Origin of the sequence: Streptomyces sp. ISL-94, assembly GCF_018614075.1 — a bacterium.
Lineage (GTDB): Bacteria > Actinomycetota > Actinomycetes > Streptomycetales > Streptomycetaceae > Streptomyces.
In genome coordinates, this window is the sequence record NZ_JAGGOZ010000028.1 from 96,628 (window position 1) to 112,335 (window position 15,708).

At 72.3% G+C, this 15,708-nt stretch carries 14 protein-coding genes; 4 read left to right on the forward strand and 10 right to left on the reverse strand.

What is annotated here, in order from left to right:
- Positions 1-136 precede the first annotated feature (136 nt).
- The 8 genes from J7E94_RS11230 to J7E94_RS11265 all read right to left on the reverse strand — a co-directional run bounded on the left by J7E94_RS11230 (position 137) and on the right by J7E94_RS11265 (position 9,799).
- Positions 137-1,009: an NTP transferase domain-containing protein gene (locus tag J7E94_RS11230; RefSeq protein ID WP_215014548.1), complete on the reverse strand. Its 873-nt coding sequence runs from the start codon at positions 1,007-1,009 to the stop codon at positions 137-139.
- A 55-nt stretch (positions 1,010-1,064) separates the two neighbouring features.
- Positions 1,065-2,336 carry an MFS transporter gene (locus J7E94_RS11235; RefSeq protein ID WP_308344881.1) on the reverse strand — a complete coding sequence of 424 codons (1,272 nt, stop codon included), beginning with the start codon at positions 2,334-2,336 and terminating at the stop codon, positions 1,065-1,067.
- 110 nt (positions 2,337-2,446) lie between these two features.
- Positions 2,447-2,986: a bacterial proteasome activator family protein gene (locus J7E94_RS11240; protein WP_215014550.1), complete on the reverse strand. Its 540-nt coding sequence runs from the start codon at positions 2,984-2,986 to the stop codon at positions 2,447-2,449.
- Positions 2,987-3,081: 95 nt separating this feature from the next.
- Complete coding sequence (locus J7E94_RS11245; RefSeq protein WP_215014551.1) at positions 3,082-5,931, reverse strand: ABC transporter permease; 2,850 nt, start codon at positions 5,929-5,931, stop codon at positions 3,082-3,084.
- A complete protein-coding gene (locus J7E94_RS11250; protein WP_215014553.1) occupies positions 5,928-6,674 on the reverse strand; it encodes an ABC transporter ATP-binding protein in 747 nt (248 codons plus the stop codon). The genes J7E94_RS11245 and J7E94_RS11250 overlap by 4 nt, the downstream gene beginning before the upstream one ends.
- A 25-nt stretch (positions 6,675-6,699) precedes the next feature.
- Positions 6,700-7,443: a PadR family transcriptional regulator gene (locus J7E94_RS11255; protein WP_251056475.1), complete on the reverse strand. Its 744-nt coding sequence runs from the start codon at positions 7,441-7,443 to the stop codon at positions 6,700-6,702.
- An 87-nt stretch (positions 7,444-7,530) separates the two neighbouring features.
- Positions 7,531-8,001 carry a hypothetical protein gene (locus J7E94_RS11260; protein WP_215014555.1) on the reverse strand — a complete coding sequence of 157 codons (471 nt, stop codon included), beginning with the start codon at positions 7,999-8,001 and terminating at the stop codon, positions 7,531-7,533.
- Between the two features lie 130 nt (positions 8,002-8,131).
- Positions 8,132-9,799, reverse strand: a complete 1,668-nt coding sequence (locus J7E94_RS11265; protein WP_251056476.1) for a protein kinase — start codon at positions 9,797-9,799, stop codon at positions 8,132-8,134.
- 249 nt (positions 9,800-10,048) lie between these two features.
- Between J7E94_RS11265 and J7E94_RS11270 the strand changes: the two genes are divergently transcribed.
- The gene (locus tag J7E94_RS11270; protein ID WP_374224423.1) at positions 10,049-11,596 is read left to right on the forward strand and encodes a protein kinase; all 1,548 of its coding nucleotides are present in this window, start codon (positions 10,049-10,051) and stop codon (positions 11,594-11,596) included.
- Positions 11,597-11,678: 82 nt separating this feature from the next.
- Here J7E94_RS11270 and J7E94_RS11275 read toward each other — a convergent pair whose 3' ends face one another.
- Together J7E94_RS11275 and J7E94_RS11280 are read right to left on the reverse strand one after the other, a co-directional pair.
- Entirely contained in the window at positions 11,679-12,095 is a 417-nt protein-coding gene (locus J7E94_RS11275; protein ID WP_215014561.1) for a pyridoxamine 5'-phosphate oxidase family protein, read from the reverse strand.
- A gap of 151 nt (positions 12,096-12,246) precedes the next feature.
- Positions 12,247-12,909, reverse strand: coding sequence for a response regulator transcription factor (locus tag J7E94_RS11280; RefSeq protein ID WP_215014563.1), 663 nt, complete (start codon positions 12,907-12,909; stop codon positions 12,247-12,249).
- Positions 12,910-13,235: 326 nt separating this feature from the next.
- Between J7E94_RS11280 and pdhA the strand changes: the two genes are divergently transcribed.
- The 3 genes from pdhA to J7E94_RS11295 all read left to right on the forward strand — a co-directional run.
- Positions 13,236-14,444 (forward strand): pyruvate dehydrogenase (acetyl-transferring) E1 component subunit alpha, encoded by a 1,209-nt coding sequence (pdhA, locus tag J7E94_RS11285; RefSeq protein WP_215014565.1) that lies wholly within the window; start codon positions 13,236-13,238, stop codon positions 14,442-14,444.
- A 5-nt stretch (positions 14,445-14,449) separates the two neighbouring features.
- Complete coding sequence (locus tag J7E94_RS11290; protein ID WP_215014567.1) at positions 14,450-15,430, forward strand: alpha-ketoacid dehydrogenase subunit beta; 981 nt, start codon at positions 14,450-14,452, stop codon at positions 15,428-15,430.
- Between the two features lie 13 nt (positions 15,431-15,443).
- Positions 15,444-15,708: biotin/lipoyl-containing protein (locus J7E94_RS11295; protein ID WP_285440741.1), on the forward strand; the 265-nt coding region annotated here is incomplete at its 3' end.

A 15,708-nucleotide genomic window follows, 5' to 3' on the forward strand; every position in this document is an offset into this window, starting at 1 on the left:
GTGGCCTGCGGCGGTGCGGCGCCGGAGCCGGAGGAGGCGGGGGAGCCGCCGGAGTCGGGGGTGGCGAGGGAGGGGGAGGGGGAGCCGGCGGCCCCGGCCAGGGACTGGTCCAGGGCGCGTTCGGCGTCGGTGGGGGTCATCCGGAGCCGTTCTGTTGGGGGTCGGCGGCGTCGGCCGCCGCCTCGGCGGCCCAGCGCAGCGCCAGGTCGGCGGCCTTGCGGGAGGCCTCGGCCACGGCCTGGGCGGGGTCCGCCCCGGCGGCCTCGGCCCGGGCGGCCGCGTAGCCGACCAGGAACGTGGTCAGGGGGGCGGCGGGCCGGTCGACGCCGTGGGCGGCGTCACGGGCGAGGTCGAGCAGGGACTTGACGTCGACGGGGAGGTCGATGCCCAGCTCGTTCTTGACGGCGGTGATCCATTGGTCCAGCACGGTTCCATGCTCCCTGATCCGGGCGCGGGCGGCGGCGAGATCGTCCCAGGTGTCGCAGTCGAAGGAGGCGAGGGGCTGCGCCTCGACACGGGTGAGGTCCAGTTCGGCGGTGAGGCTGCGCAGCGGGAGCCCCGTCAGCCGGCCGTGTTCGGTGGCGAGCAGGGCGATCTCGCGGCGGAGGGGCTCGGCCCGGTAGGCGGCGACCAGCGGCTGGTCCCTGCCGTCGGCGTCCCGCAGCAGGGCCCCCTCGCCGGCCGCGGCACCGTCGAGCAGCGACCGTACGGTCTCCCGGTCCAGGAACGGCAGGTCGGCGGAGAGTACGAGGACCAGCTCGGCCGCGGTCTGCCGCAGTCCGGCGTCCAGCGCGGCCACCGGGCCGCCGCCGGGCGGCTCCTCGCGGGCCCAGCGCACGGGGCGCGCGGTCGCCCGGCGCCCGCCGACCACGACGGTGGTGCCGGCGTCCGCGCAGGCGTCGAGGACCCGGTCGAGGAGCGCGCGGCCGCCGACGCTCAGCGCGGGCTTGTCGGCCCCGCCGAGACGCCGCGCGGCGCCGCCGGCCAGCACGATCGCGTCGTAGCTCATGCCCCAGAGTATGCGGCGGCCGTGTCGCCTCCGGGGAGCCCCGATCAACTGCCGCTCATCGTCCGGACCGGGAGTCCGCCGGCCGGGCGGAGGGTTCCGGGGGTTCCCCGGGCACCGGCATGCGGGCGATGAAGGGGCCCGCCGCCAGGGCGGCACCGGCCGCGGCCAGGGAGAGCAGGCCGCCCGCGTAGAGCACCCAGCGGACGCCCCAGTGCTCGGCGAGCCGCCCGGCGAGGAGCGCGCTCAGGGGGGTCGTGCCCTGGAAGACCAGGGTGTAGAGGGCCATCACCCGGCCCCGGAAGCGGGGGTCCGAGCCGAGCTGGACGCGGTGGTTCGAGGCCTGCGCGAAGTACATCATCGCGAAGCCGGTCAGCCCGAGGAGCAGACAGGCCGTGGGCAGGTCCGGGGCGAGGCCCGTGACGGCCTCCAGGGCGCCGAAGGCCAGCGCCGAGCCCGCCACGACCAGGGCCGTCGGCCGCCCCCGCCGGGCCGTGGTCACGAAGGCCGCCAGCAGCGAGCCCGCCGCGAGCGCGCTGCTCAGCAGCCCGAAGGTGGTCGAGTCCGTGTGGAACTCCGTCTTGGCCAGCAGGGGCAGGGTGAGCTGGAAGGTGTAGCCGACCAGACCGAGCACGCCCACCAGGGCCATCGGCAGCATGATGTCGGGGCGCCGGCGGATGTAGCGCAGCCCGTCCACCACCCGGGGCCGGCGCGGCCGCGCGGTCGCCCGGTGGAGTTCCGCCGGCCGCATCATCACCACGCTGACCACGGTCGCCAGGTAGCTGACGGCGTTGACCAGCACCACCGCGCCGACGTCGAGACGGGCGATGAGCAGGCCCGCGACGGCCGGCCCCACCACCCGCGCGAGATTGAAGTACGCGGCGCTCATCGCCGACGCGTTCGGCAGCAGCTCGCTGCCCACCATCTCGCTCACGAAAGAGATGCGGGTGGGCGCCTCGACGGAGTTCACCGTGCCGAGGGCGAGCGCGAACAGCCAGATGTGCCACAGCTGCACGTCCCCGATCAGGACCCACAGCCCCAGGGCCAGCGCGAGGACCGCCGCCGCCAGGTTCGCGAGGATCAGCAGGTGCCGTTTGTCGTACCGGTCCGCCAGCCGTCCTCCGTACAGCGTCAGCAGCAGGACGGGCGTGAACTGCATCGCCGTCACCACGCCCAGCGCGGTGCCCGAGTCCCCCGACAGGTCCAGCACGAGCCAGTCCTGGGCGATGACCATCATCCAGGTGCAGGTGGCGGACAGGACCTGCCCGAGGACGAACAGCCTGAAGTTGCGCACCGCCAGCGACTGGAAGGTGCGCTCCAAGGTCTTCACGTTCGGTCGGTTCCCCTCTCGGAGCCGTGGCCGCGCCCGCACGACGAAAGGCGGGCCCGGAGCGCGCTGGGCGCGGTCCGGGCCCGCCTTCATCCTGCCGAAACGGGGGGCTAGAGGTAGGGACCCGAGCGGATGGCGCCGTGTGCGCCGTCCTCGTCGTCGTCGTGCGAGGCGCCGGGCGGGAGTGCGCGGCGCATCTGCTCCAGCTGGGCCCGCGCCGCCATCTGCTGCGCGAAGAGAGCCGTCTGGATGCCGTGGAAGAGGCCTTCCAGCCACCCCACCAACTGCGCCTGGGCGATCCGCAGTTCCGCCTCGGAGGGGATGGCCTCCTCGGTGAACGGCAGCGACAGGCGCTCCAGTTCTTCCACGAGCTCCGGGGCCAGGCCGTCCTCGAGCTCCTTCACCGAGGCGGCATGGATGTCCTTGAGCCGGACCCGGCTCGCCTCGTCCAGAGGCGCGGCGCGTACCTCTTCCAGGAGTTGCTTGATCATGCTTCCGATCCGCATGACCTTGGCGGGCTGTTCGACCATCTCCGTCACCGGGACCTCGCGCGACTCGTCATCGGCGCCGCCGACCGCCGTCCCGTCCTGTCCCACGATCAGGACGTGCGGGGGACTGTCCTGCGACCGTTCACTCCTCGGCATCTCCATGCCGTCATTCTCTCGCACACCTTCGTACTCACACGGTGTGCCCCCGTACAGGCGTGATCCACCCTGTACGGAGGCACCGTGTTACTCCGCGTGTGCTATCCGGCGGCGCGTCGCGCGAGCGCCCCGCCCGAGCGGGTCACCAGCGCCGCCAGCAGCCCCGCGCCCAGCGGGACGAGGACGATCAGCGCGCCCAGGGTCTCCCACGGCACGGCGATCGGGACGTACGCCCCGGTGCTGTCCGAGCCGATGTGGCCCATGGCGATGCCGTTCTCGTAGAGCCGCTCCAGGTCCCGCCGTTCGAGGAGCCGCAGGCCCACCGCGGGCAGCACCCCGGCCGCCGAGCCCAGCACGACCCCCATCAGGGCCACCACGGCGCACTGCAAGCCGCTGAGCGTCCGCCGGACCCGCGGGGCCGCGCCGACCGCGGCGAGGGTCTTCAGGTCCGCCTCGGCGTCGGCCTGGGCGAGCCCGGTGGCGATGCCGGCCGCGCCGACCGTGACCAGGCCCGCGAAGACGCTCAGGAGGAGCAGGACGAGGCCGTTGTTGCCCTGGTATCCCGCCTCGATCTCCAGGGAGGCGTCCACCCCCATACGGTCGAACGCGCCGTCCAGCCGCTGCCGCTGCTCCGTCGAGACCGTCCCGTCGAGGGTGAAGTACGAGCCGAACGGTACGGCCGTCAGCCCGGCCTTCTTGGCCGTGTCGGGCGGCAGCACCAGCTTGAGGCCGTAGCCGGAGACGCCGTCGGGCAGCTGGTAGACGGTGAGGACCTTGTCCTCGCCCGGCGGATCCTCGCTCCGCGCCCTCGCGCTGTCGGCCTTCTCCGCGTCGGTGACCAGGCGCAGGGTGACCTTGCCGTCCTTCACGTTGCGCTTGTCGAAGGAGACCGCCCGGCCCGCCTTGAGGGCGGAGGCGGCACCCGGGTCGGTGACGGCGAGCGCTGTCAGCAGCCTTTCGTCGGCGACCACCGTCTCGTGCTCCTTGCCGAACCGGCTCTCCGCGCACCGCCAGTCGTCGCGCAGGGCCCGGGCCTGCTCCGGGGTGAAGGACGCGACCCCGTTGGGGGCCTCGTAGAGCGGGCAGCGCTGCTCCTTGGGCGTGATGAGCTCGGCCCGTCCACAGCCCTGCTCCATGGAGTAGCCGTCGCAGCCGGGCCTGCCGACCACGAGCCGGTCCACGTCCGCCCGCACGGCCAGCGGGAACTCCTTGGCGAGCGCCTCGCGTACCGCCGGCACGTCCTTGTGGCCGGTGGTGTCGCCCAGGGCCACCAGCCCCGAGCCGTAGGGGTAGGAGGCGACGTACTCGTGCCGCTGCTCGAGGTCCCGGCTGTGCTCGTACGTGGCCACCGCGACGGTGCCGGCGACGGCGGCCAGGACGGCGGCCACGGCCGGTGCCGTACGCCCCCGGTTGCGCACGGCGTCGCGCAGCGCGAGCCGCGGCGACAGCGGCAGCCACCGGCCCATCCGGCCGAAGAGCCCGACCAGGACGGGGGTGAGGGCGACGATGCCGAGTTCGGCGATGGCGCTGCCGCCCGCCACGACCGTGGAGCCCATCCCCGGGGTGGTGCCGTACAGGGCGATGGCGGCGCCCCCCGCGACGGCGAGCAGGCCGAGGACGGGCAGCACCCGGTTGGCGCGGCGGACCCCCCGTCGGCCGGTCAGCGAGGCCAGCACGGTCTGCCGGGACGCGGTGACCGCCGGGACGATCGCGGACAGCAGGCCGGTCAGGACGGCGAGCAGCGCGATGGCGGCCAGTTCCAGCGGCCGTACCTCGAAGCCGCCGAAGCGCTTGCCGAGGAATTCCTCGAGCAGCGGCCGCAGCCCGACGGTGAGGGCAACGCCGATGGCGGTGCCGATGACGGCGGCCGCGGCGCCGATGACCAGGCCGCCGGAGAGCACGATGGAGCGGATGTGCCGCCGGTCACCGCCGTTGGCCCCGACCAGCCCGAGCTGACGGCGCGAGCGGCGGGCGCCCACGGCGAAGGCGGGACCGGCGAGCAGGCAGATCTCCAGCATGGCGAGGCCGACGACGGTGGCCAGCACGGCCAGTTCGGTGGCCCGGGTGTTGGAGGAGGTGAACTGGTCCTTGGGCTGCTGCTGGTAGAGCGGCACCTCGGAGTCGGCCGGCGGGTCGAGCATGACGGCGCGGGAGAGGACCGCCACCCCCTTGGAGTTGGCCGCCTTGACCATGTTCCACGTGAAACCATCGCCGCCCACCGAGACGAGGTAGGAGTCCTGGGCCCGTACCGCGCTCGCACCGGAGGCCTGGAGTGCCGCGTCGAGCGGGCCGATCAGAGTCCCGGGCGGGGCGATGACCTCGTCCTTCTTGAGGTCGGAGGGCAGTTCGTAGGCTCCGACGATCTTGTACGAGGCGGTGCTGCCGCGCGGGGTGACCGAGGAGCCGACGAACCGGCCGGAGTGCCTCAGGAAGGCGTTGGTGGCGATGACCTCGCCCGCGCCCTCGGGGAGGCGGCCGCGGTCGAGCGTGATCAGGCCCGCGGCCAGCGGGTGGTGCACGTCCAGTTCGCGGAACTCGATGGCGAGCACTCCGTGGGCGGTGTGGACCTTGGCGTAGGCGTGGCTGTCCTTGAGCGACTGCGCCCCCTGCGGGATCGCCGAGGCGGCCGGCTCCCGGTCCGCGTCCTTCCCCTGGGACGGGGAGTAGGCGTCGTAGCCTCCGACCGGCGCGTAGCCGGTGCCCGTCGGCTCCTGGTAGATGGCCGTCCCCGTGTGCGAGGACTCCATCCGGGCGTCGGCGCTGCCGAGTTGCCGGGTCAGTTCCTGTTCCACGGTCAGCTCGCCGCTGCGGAAGGTCAGGTCGGCGGCGCTCACGCCGACGATCGGCAGGGCGATCATCGAGAGGACGAGGACGCTGCGGCCCTTGGAGCGCCAGGCGTCGCGGCGGGCGATGCGGATGGCCGCGACCCAGGAGTGGTACCAGGAGATCACTGGCCGGCCGCCTGCCCCGAGAGGAGCGAGTCAGCCTGGCTGCGCAGGGTCTCGTCGACCACGCTGCCGTCGCGCAGGAAGACGACGCGGTCCGCCCACGCGGCGAAGCGCGGCTCGTGCGTGACGAGGACCCCGGCCGCGCCGGCGTCGCAGCGGGAGCGCAGCAGGGCGAGGACGGATTCGCCGGTCTCGGAGTCCAGGGCGCCGGTGGGCTCGTCGGCGAGGACCAGGCGGCGGTCGCCGACGAGGGCGCGGGCTATGGCCACGCGCTGCTGCTGGCCGCCGGACATCTCGTCGGGGAAGCGGTCGGCGAGCGAGCCCAGGCCCATCTCCTCCAGAGCGGCGAGCGCGCAGGCGCGGCCCTTGCGGGCGGAGGTGCCGTCGAGCTCCAGGGGCAGGGCGACGTTCTCGGCGGCGGTGAGGGCCGGGATCAGGTTGTAGTCCTGGAAGACGTAGCCGATGCTGCGGCGGCGCAGCGCGGCCAGCTCCTTGCGGCGCGCCGTGGTGATGTCGGTTCCCTCGACGACGACCCGGCCGCTGGTGGGGGTGTCGAGGCCGCCGGCGAGGGTGAGCAGCGTGGACTTCCCGGAGCCGGACGGGCCCATGACGGCCACGAGTTCGCCGGGGAAGACGGAGAGGTTGATCCCGCGCAGGGCGTGCACCTCGGTGGCTGCGCTGCCGTGGGTGCGGACGAGCTGGTCCAACTGGAGCACGGGTTGCCGGGCGTGATGCTGGTCAGGCATGAAAGGGTCCCCCCTGAAAGGTGGTTCAGCCCCGCCGCGTGCGGGCGGTACGGGCTCGGGCGGTGGTGGCCGGGACGGCGGTCGGCGCGGGGCCGGCGGAATCGGCTCCGGCTTGGGCTCCGGCGCTGGCTCCGGCGTCGGCTGCGGCGTCGGCTGCGGCGTCGGCCCTGGCTCCGGCGTCCGCGGCCTGGGGCGGTGCGGGGGCGGCGGCTCCCCCGTCGGCCGGCCGGGAGAGCCGTACGAGCCGGGTCTCGCAGTGGTCGAGCCAGCGGGCCTCGGCCTCGGTCTGGAAGATCAGCTGTTCCAGCACCAGCAGCCAGGCCACGTCGTCGCGTTCGCGGGACTGCCCGCTCTCGACCGCCGCGAGCGCGGTGGCCTTGAGCCGGGTGTAGTCCTGCATCGCCTTGATCGTGGCGTGCCGCTGCGCCTGGATGACGGCGCGGATGTCCACGCCGGGAGCGCCCACGGCCATGGCGAGCTTGATGGCCAGCTCGTCGCGGGGCGGGTTGGCGCGGTCGACGGGGCGCTCGTACCACTCGCGCAGTTCGGCGCGCCCGTCGTCGGTGATGGCGTAGAGGGTGTGCCCGGCGGCGTCCTCGCCGCCGGGGGCGACGAGGACGTCGCGTTCCAGGCGGGCGAGGGTGGTGTACACCTGCCCGACGTTGAGCGGCCAGGTGGAGCCGGTGCGGGATTCGAACTCGGTGCGCAGCTGGGAGCCGTACCGAGGACCCCGTTCCAGCAGGGCGAGAAGCCCGTGACGGATCGACATACCGAGTATGTATACCGAGTATGCTCACGCTCGGCAACCCTCCCCGGGCGTAGTCCGCAAGGGGGAGGCGGCGGGCCCGACAGGGGGTCAGAGGCCCCGGCGCAGCCGCATGCCGAGGTAGCCCAGGCCCACCCCCATCAGGGCGCATCCGGTGCCCAGCGGGAGTATGTGCGCGGCCAGGTCGGCGGCCCGCTCGTTGGGCTCGGTGCCGACCACGGTGACCGCCTGGGGCGGGCTTGGCGCGACCAGGGGGGGCGGGGCCGGCGGCTCGGTGTGCGGCGGCCGTACGGGCAGCGGGCGGGAGGCCACCAGCATCTCCGGGTTGGCGGGCTCCCCGACGGGTCTGCCCGGCCGTTCCCGCCCGACCCCGGCGGGACTGCCGGCCAGCTCCGCGCCGGGATCGTCCGCTACGACGGCACGCGGCACGGCAGCGGCGCGCGGGGCGGCGCCGGGCGCGGCGCCGAGGGGCACGGCGCATGCGGATCCGGCGGGGACCAGTGCGGCGGCGGCCAGCGCGGCACAGGCCAGCCAGCGCGGCGGGCGGAAGCCATGGATCACGGGGAGCCCCTCCGTCCCGAGCAGCCACGATGTTGGGCTCAGGTTTACACAGGGGGACAAAAGCGGCATCCGGGGCGCCCCATGAGGGTGCCCGGGATGCCGGTCTGGCGCAGTGCGGCGCTTCCCGCTCCTACTCCGGGTTGCCGGTCGACACGGTCAGCGTGTATTCCGTGCCTTCCTTCTCGATCTTGTCCCCGGCCCTGGGGACCTGCTCCAGCACGGTGTCCTCGGCCCACACGCCGTCGTCCTTCGGGACGACCGTGTACTTGCCGCCCGAGGCCTGGATGCACGCCTTCACGGAGATCAGGTCCTTGTACTTCAGGTCCGGCGCCGTGTACTTGCCGGCCTCACTGAAGTGCTTCGACGGCTCCTTGCACTTGGCCGCGTCGATAACGCGGGACCGGTCCGGCCCCTTGAAACCGGCCTTGGCGGAGCCGGACCCCGCCGCCGACGGCCCCGCGCTCGCGCTGTTCGAGCCGGCCGGGGTGTCCGTGCTGTCGTCCATTTTGAGCGCCGCGATCAGACCGCCGACGGCCAGCAGCGCCACCACGATCGCGCCCACGATCACCGGCGTGTTCTTCTTGCCGCCGCCGACACCGCTGCCGCCTCCGGCCGTACCGGCCTGGCCCGCCGAGCTCGCCGGGGAGATCGTGTACGGCGGCGGGGTCTGCGGCGCGTACTGCTGCTGAGGCACCGGCGCCGGCGGGTGCGGGTAGGCGTAGCCGCCCTGCGCGTGCTGCTGGTGCTGGTGCTGGTACTGCGGGGCCGGCGTGGGCGCGTACGGCGACTGGTACGGCTGCTGCACCGACTGCGGCGGCGCCTGGAAGCCGGAGTCGACCGGCGGGAACACGGCCGAGGACACCCCCGCCCCGCTGCCGCCGGTGGCGGCGCCCTGGACGATGACCGGAGCCCCGGTCTGCCCGGAGGCCAGCACCCGTGCGATCTCGTCGCCCATGGCCGCGGCCGTGGGGAAGCGCTCGTTCGGGTTCTTCTTCAGGGCCCGCGCCACCAGCGCGTCCATCGCCGGGGTCACGGACCGGTTGATGGAGGACGGAGCGACCGGCTCCTCCTGCACGTGCGCGTACGCGATGGCCAGCGGCGAGTCGGCGTCGAAGGGGATCCGCCCGGTCAGCAGCTGGAAGAGCATGATGCCGACGGAGTACAGGTCGGAGCGGGCATCGACCCCGCGGCCCAGCGCCTGCTCGGGCGACAGGTACTGCGGGGTGCCGACGACCATGCCGGTCTGCGTCATCGAGGTGACACCGGACTGCATGGCGCGGGCGATGCCGAAGTCCATGACCTTGACCACGCCGCGCTTGGTCATCATCACGTTGCCGGGCTTGATGTCGCGGTGGACGAGCCCCATCTCGTGGCTGGTCTCCAGCGCGGCCAGCACATCGGCCGTCACCTTCAGCGCCTTGTCCGCCGGCATCGCGCCGTACTGCGCGATGTCCGCCTGAAGCACGGAGCCGAGCGGCTGCCCCTCCACGTACTCCATGACGATGTACGGCATGACGGAGCCGTCGAACTCGTCCTCGCCGGTGTCGAAGACGGACACGATGTTGGTGTGCGACAGTTTGGCTACAGCCTGGGCCTCGCGCCGGAAGCGCTCGCGGAAGGACTGTTCCCGGCCCAGCTCGGTGTGCAGCGTTTTGATCGCGACCTGGCGGTCGAGCGCCGTGTCGTACGCGAGGTACACCGCGGCCATGCCGCCCTCGCCGAGCAAATCCCTTAGCTGGTAACGGCCGCGGGCCAGGGAACCGCCTGCGTACCGGCCCTGAGTGCCGTCCTGGCTCATGACTGTTGCTTCCCCTCGAGCTGCTGGTGTCGCGCCCAGTCTGCCGGAGGGCAAGCACACGTCAAGCCAGGTTCCCGTTCCGTGACCACGCGTGCACGGGGCGCCCATGTCCGAACGCTGACCGGTTCCGAGGCTGTAGCGTTCACCGGAGCACCAGAGCACTATGCAGAGGACCTACCGCTGAGCGGCGGCCAAGAGAGACGACGGCGAGGACTGATGGCACCCGAACCCGAGGCAGGCGGCGCCGGGATGGCTGAAGACCCTTCGAACTGGGGCGCCGGCGGCCTGGTGGGAGACGGCCGTTACCGGCTGACCCACCGGCTGGGCCGTGGCGGCATGGCCGAGGTCTTCGCCGCCGAAGACGTGCGGCTGGGCCGCACCGTGGCCGTGAAGCTGCTGCGCGCGGACCTGGCCGAGGACCCGGTGTCCAAGGCCCGCTTCACGCGCGAGGCACAGTCGGTCGCGGGGCTCAACCACCACGCGGTCGTCGCCGTCTACGACTCGGGCGAGGACAAGGTCGGCCCGAGCACCGTCCCGTACATCGTGATGGAGCTCGTCGAGGGCCGCACCATCCGCGACCTGCTGCTCAGTGCGGAGGCCCCCGGCCCCGAGCAGGCGCTGATCATCACCTCGGGCGTCCTTGAAGCGCTCGCGTACTCGCACCAGCACGGCATCGTGCACCGCGACATCAAGCCGGCGAACGTCATCATCACCGAGACCGGCGCGGTGAAGGTGATGGACTTCGGCATCGCCCGCGCCCTGCACGGCGTCCAGTCGACGATGACTCAGACCGGCATGGTCATGGGCACCCCGCAGTACCTGTCGCCCGAACAGGCCCTCGGCAAGGCCGTGGACCACCGCTCCGACCTCTACGCGACCGGCTGCCTGCTGTACGAACTGCTCGCGCTGCGGCCCCCGTTCACCGGTGAGACCCCGCTGTCGGTGGTCTACCAGCACGTCCAGGACGCCCCGGTGCCGCCCTCGCAGCTGCCCGAGGGCCACCACATCCCGCAGGAGCTCGACGGCCTGGTCATGCGGTCGCTGGCCAAGGACCCGGACGACCGGTTCCAGAGCGCGGAGGAGATGCGCGGGCTGGTCCAGTACGCGCTCCAGATGCTGCACGACCAGGGGCCGAACACCGGCACCTGGAACACCGGCCCGGTCACCATGGCCCTGCCGCACGGCCGGGGCGGCGCCGCCGCCACGACGGCCATGCCCATGGGCGGCCCCGGCAGGCAGCAGCAGCACCCCGCGCACGCCTCGACCTCGCAGTTCCAGCAGCCGATGGTGCCGGCCCTGAACCCGGACGACGGCTCGGCCTTCCCCGGCGGGGGCGGCCACGGCCCGGGCGGGCACGGCGGCGGCTACGAGGACCGGGGCAGCGGCCGCTGGCGGATGTGGCTGTTCGCGGTGCTCGCGATCGTCGCGGTCGCGGCGGGCGTGGCCTTCGCGGTCAAGACCGTGGGCGGCAATGGCGGGCCGAAGGACGGCCCGACGGCCCCCGTCTCCAGCTCCAGCGGCCAGCCGGGCACCTCGGCTTCCCCCGAGCCCTCGACGTCCCCGTCGAGCCATGAGGAGAGCCCCACCTACACCCCGCCCACGGCGACCCGCAACCGGTCGAACAGCTACAGCCCGTCGGCCTCCGCGTCGGAGTCCGAGTCCGCCTCGGCGTCGGCCTCCGCCTCGGCCTCCGCGTCGAAGTCGAGCCCGCCCGCGCCGACGAAGTCCACGCTGCCGTCGGTGCCTCCGACCAAGACCGGGGAGCCGGACATCGGGCGCGGCGCCGGCGAAGAGTGACGGACGCAGAGTGATCTACGGGAACGGGCCCGGCGGAATCAATTCCGCCGGGCCCGTCCCGTACGGCACGGAAAGCGGCTGGTCAGAGCGCGTGCTGGTGCTGCCGGTCAAGATTCCCGGCCAGCGAATGCACGGTCACGAACTGGGGTTCCAGGCGCATGTAGACGGGGTCGAAGACCGCGCCGTCCACGAAATGCGGACCGGGACCGAAGAGTTCCAGTTCGGCGGTGGTGGGTTCGACGATCTGTGCGGTTCCGGTGAACTGGACCGACCACATCAGGGAGTCCGGCGCATTGAAGTTGTCGGCCCCGTACGCCACCACACTGCCGTTGCAGGCCTGGTGGTAGCCGAAGCCGGAGTGCATTCTCAGCACCACCTTGCCGTCCACCACGACGTGGCGGGCGAGGGCGAGGAAGGGCAGCGCGCGCATGCTGGTGGCCACCCGGCCGTACGGCACCCGGCGCAGCAGTTCGATGGCGTGGAGTTCCTCTGGGGACATGCCGTCCACTGTCCGGTAGCGACACGCTGCCGGAAAAGAGGAGCCCGCCCCGACCATCGGGGACGTTGGTCCCGAATGACACACCTCGGGGGGACCGGTCCGCCGCACGGGCGTCACGGTGTGTCACCGTGTCATCGGCCCGGGGGACGGGTCAGGCGCGCTTCTCGGCCTGCAGGCGGGCCACGTAGGCGGCGGCCTGGGAGCGCCGCTCCATGCCCAGCTTGGAGAGCAGGCCGGAGACGTAGTTCTTGATGGTCTTCTCGGCCAGGTGCAGCCGCTCGCCGATGACGCGGTTGGTCAGTCCCTCGCCGATCAGGTCGAGGATCTTCCGCTCCTGGTCGGTGAGGTGGGACAGGCGGTCGTCGCCCTTGCCGTTCTTGCCGTCGCGCAGCCGCTCCAGCACCCGGGCGGTCGCCACCGGGTCCAGCAGCGACTTGCCCGCCGCCACGTCGCGTACGGCGCTGAGCAGCTCATTGCCGCGGATCGCCTTGAGCACGTAGCCGGAGGCGCCGGCCATGATCGCGTCGAACAGCGCCTCGTCGTCGGCGAACGAGGTCAGCATCAGGCACTTGATGTCCTCGCTCTGGGAGCGGACCTCGCGGCAGACCTCCACTCCGCTGCCGTCCGGCAGGCGCACGTCGAGGACGGCCACGTCGGGACGGGTGGCGGGGATGCGCACCAAGGCGTCCGCTGCTGTGCCGGCCTCGCCGACGATCTCGATGTCCTCTTCGACCGACAACAGCTCGTGAACACCCCGACGTACCACTTCGTGGTCGTCCAGGAGGAATACCTTGATTTTTCCGTCTTCGCGCACGAAGTCAGTTTCACACACTCACCCCTTCCCTGCCGGAGTTACCCGGGATAACGTGCCGGTGTTCCGGCCCCCTGCAAGGCTGTGACCAGTGGTTGTTCCCGCTTCCGTGCATTTACTTGGATATCCAAGCAAAATCGCAGGTCAAACGGGGTTTCGCAGTAATGCGGCGCACTGGGTAACGTGCATTGCGCAGGGCACTCGCCGGGGCACCTGTCACGCCTGGATCCCGTACACAGCGCGCACCCACCCCGTGCGCGGGTACAGAGCCAGGTGAGCCGCACTGGACCCCGGAGAACCCGGGTGCCGGACCGACGGAGGAGCACCAAGTGACCGTGGAGAGCACTGCCGCGCGCAAGCCGCGACGCAGCAGCGGCAGCAAGCGGGCGGCAGGCGCGGCAAGCGCCGCCAAGCCCGCCGCTGCCACCGCGCAGACGCAGGACGCTGAACCTCAGCTCGTACAGCTGCTGACGCCCGAAGGGGTTCGCATCGACGACGCGGACAACGCGGAGAACGCGGAGTTCACCCCCTTCGTCGCCGACATCACCACCGAGGACCTGCGCGGGCTGTACCGCGACATGGTCCTCACCCGCCGATTCGACGGTGAGGCGACCTCGCTCCAGCGTCAGGGCGAACTGGGCCTGTGGGCCTCGCTCCTCGGCCAGGAGGCGGCGCAGATCGGCTCCGCCCGGGCGCTGAACGACGACGACTACGTCTTCCCGACCTACCGTGAGCACGGTGTGGCCTGGTGCCGCGGCGTCGACCCGACCAACCTCCTCGGCATGTTCCGCGGTGTGAACCACGGCGGCTGGGACCCGAACACCAACAACTTCCACCTGTACACAATCGTCATCGGCTCGCAGACGCTCCACGCGACCGGCTACGCGATGGGTGTGGCCAAGGACGGCGCCGACTCCGCGGTCATCGCGTACTTCGGCGACGGCGCGTCCAGCCAGGGCGACGTGGCCGAGGCGTTCACCTTCTCGGCCGTCTACAACTCCCCCGTGGTGTTCTTCTGCCAGAACAACCAGTGGGCGATCTCCGAGCCCACCGAGCGCCAGATGCGCGTGCCGCTCTACCAGCGCGCGCAGGGCTTCGGCTTCCCGGGCGTCCGCGTCGACGGCAACGACGTCCTGGCCTGCCTGGCCGTGACCCGCTGGGCCCTGGACCGGGCGCGCCGCGGCGAGGGCCCGACCCTGGTCGAGGCGTTCACGTACCGGATGGGCGCGCACACCACCTCCGACGACCCGACCAAGTACCGGCGGGACGAGGAGACGGCGGCCTGGGAGGCCAAGGACCCGATCCTGCGCCTGAGGACCCACCTGCTCGCCACCGGCGGCGCCGACGAGGCCTTCTTCGCGGGGCTGGAGGCCGAGAGCGAGGCGCTGGGCAAGCGGGTGCGCGAGGCCGTGCGCGCCATGCCCGACCCGGACACCATGGCGATCTTCGAGAACGTCTACGCGGACGGGCACGCGCTCGTCGACGAGGAGCGCGCGCAGTTCGCGGCCTACCTCGCGTCCTTCGAGGGTGGGGAGTGACCACCATGGCCATCGAGAAGATGTCGATCGCGAAGGCGCTCAACGAGTCGCTGCGCAAGGCCCTGGAGACGGACCCCAAGGTCCTGATCATGGGCGAGGACGTGGGCAAGCTGGGCGGTGTCTTCCGGATCACCGACGGCCTGCAGAAGGACTTCGGCGAGGAGCGGGTCATCGACACCCCGCTCGCCGAGTCGGGCATCGTCGGCACGGCGATCGGGCTCGCGCTGCGCGGCTACCGGCCGGTCGTGGAGATCCAGTTCGACGGGTTCGTCTTCCCGGCGTACGACCAGATCGTCACGCAGCTCGCGAAGATGCACGCGCGCGCCCTGGGCAAGATCAAGATGCCGGTCGTGGTGCGCATCCCGTACGCGGGCGGCATCGGCGCCGTCGAGCACCACAGCGAGTCCCCCGAGACGCTCTTCGCGCACGTCCCGGGCCTCAAGGTGGTCTCGCCGTCGAATCCGAGCGATGCGTACTGGATGCTCCAGCAGGCGATCCTCAGCGACGACCCGGTGATCTTCTTCGAGCCGAAGCGGCGCTACTGGGACAAGGGCGAGGTCGATGTCGAGGCCATCCCCTACGAGCTGCACAAGGCGCGCGTGGCGCGCGAGGGCTCGGACATCACGCTGGCGGCGTACGGCCCGATGGTAAAGGTCTGCCTGGAGGCGGCGGCCGCGGCGGCCGAGGAGGGCAAGTCGGTGGAGGTCGTCGACCTGCGCTCGATGTCCCCGGTCGACTTCGACGGGATCCAGGCGTCGGTGGAGAAGACCCGCCGGCTCGTGGTCGTCCACGAGGCGCCGGTGTTCCTGGGCGTGGGCTCGGAGGTCGCCGCCCGCATCACGGAGCGGTGCTTCTACCACCTGGAGGCGCCGGTGCTGCGCGTGGGCGGTTTCCACGCTCCGTATCCGCCGGCCCGCCTGGAGGACGAGTACCTGCCGGGCCTGGACAGGGTGCTCGACGCCGTCGACCGCTCGTTGGCGTACTGAGGAGAGCCCTGCGATGACGATCCGCGAATTCAAGATGCCCGATGTGGGCGAGGGCCTCACCGAGGCCGAGATCCTCAAGTGGTACGTCCAGCCGGGTGACACGGTCACCGACGGGCAGGTCGTCTGCGAAGTCGAGACGGCCAAGGCCGCCGTCGAGCTGCCGATCCCCTTCGACGGGGTCGTGCACGCGCTCCTCTTCGAGGAGGGCACCACGGTCGACGTCGGCCAGGTGATCATCTCGGTGCAGACGGAGGCCGGCGCCGGCGCCGAGGCCCCGG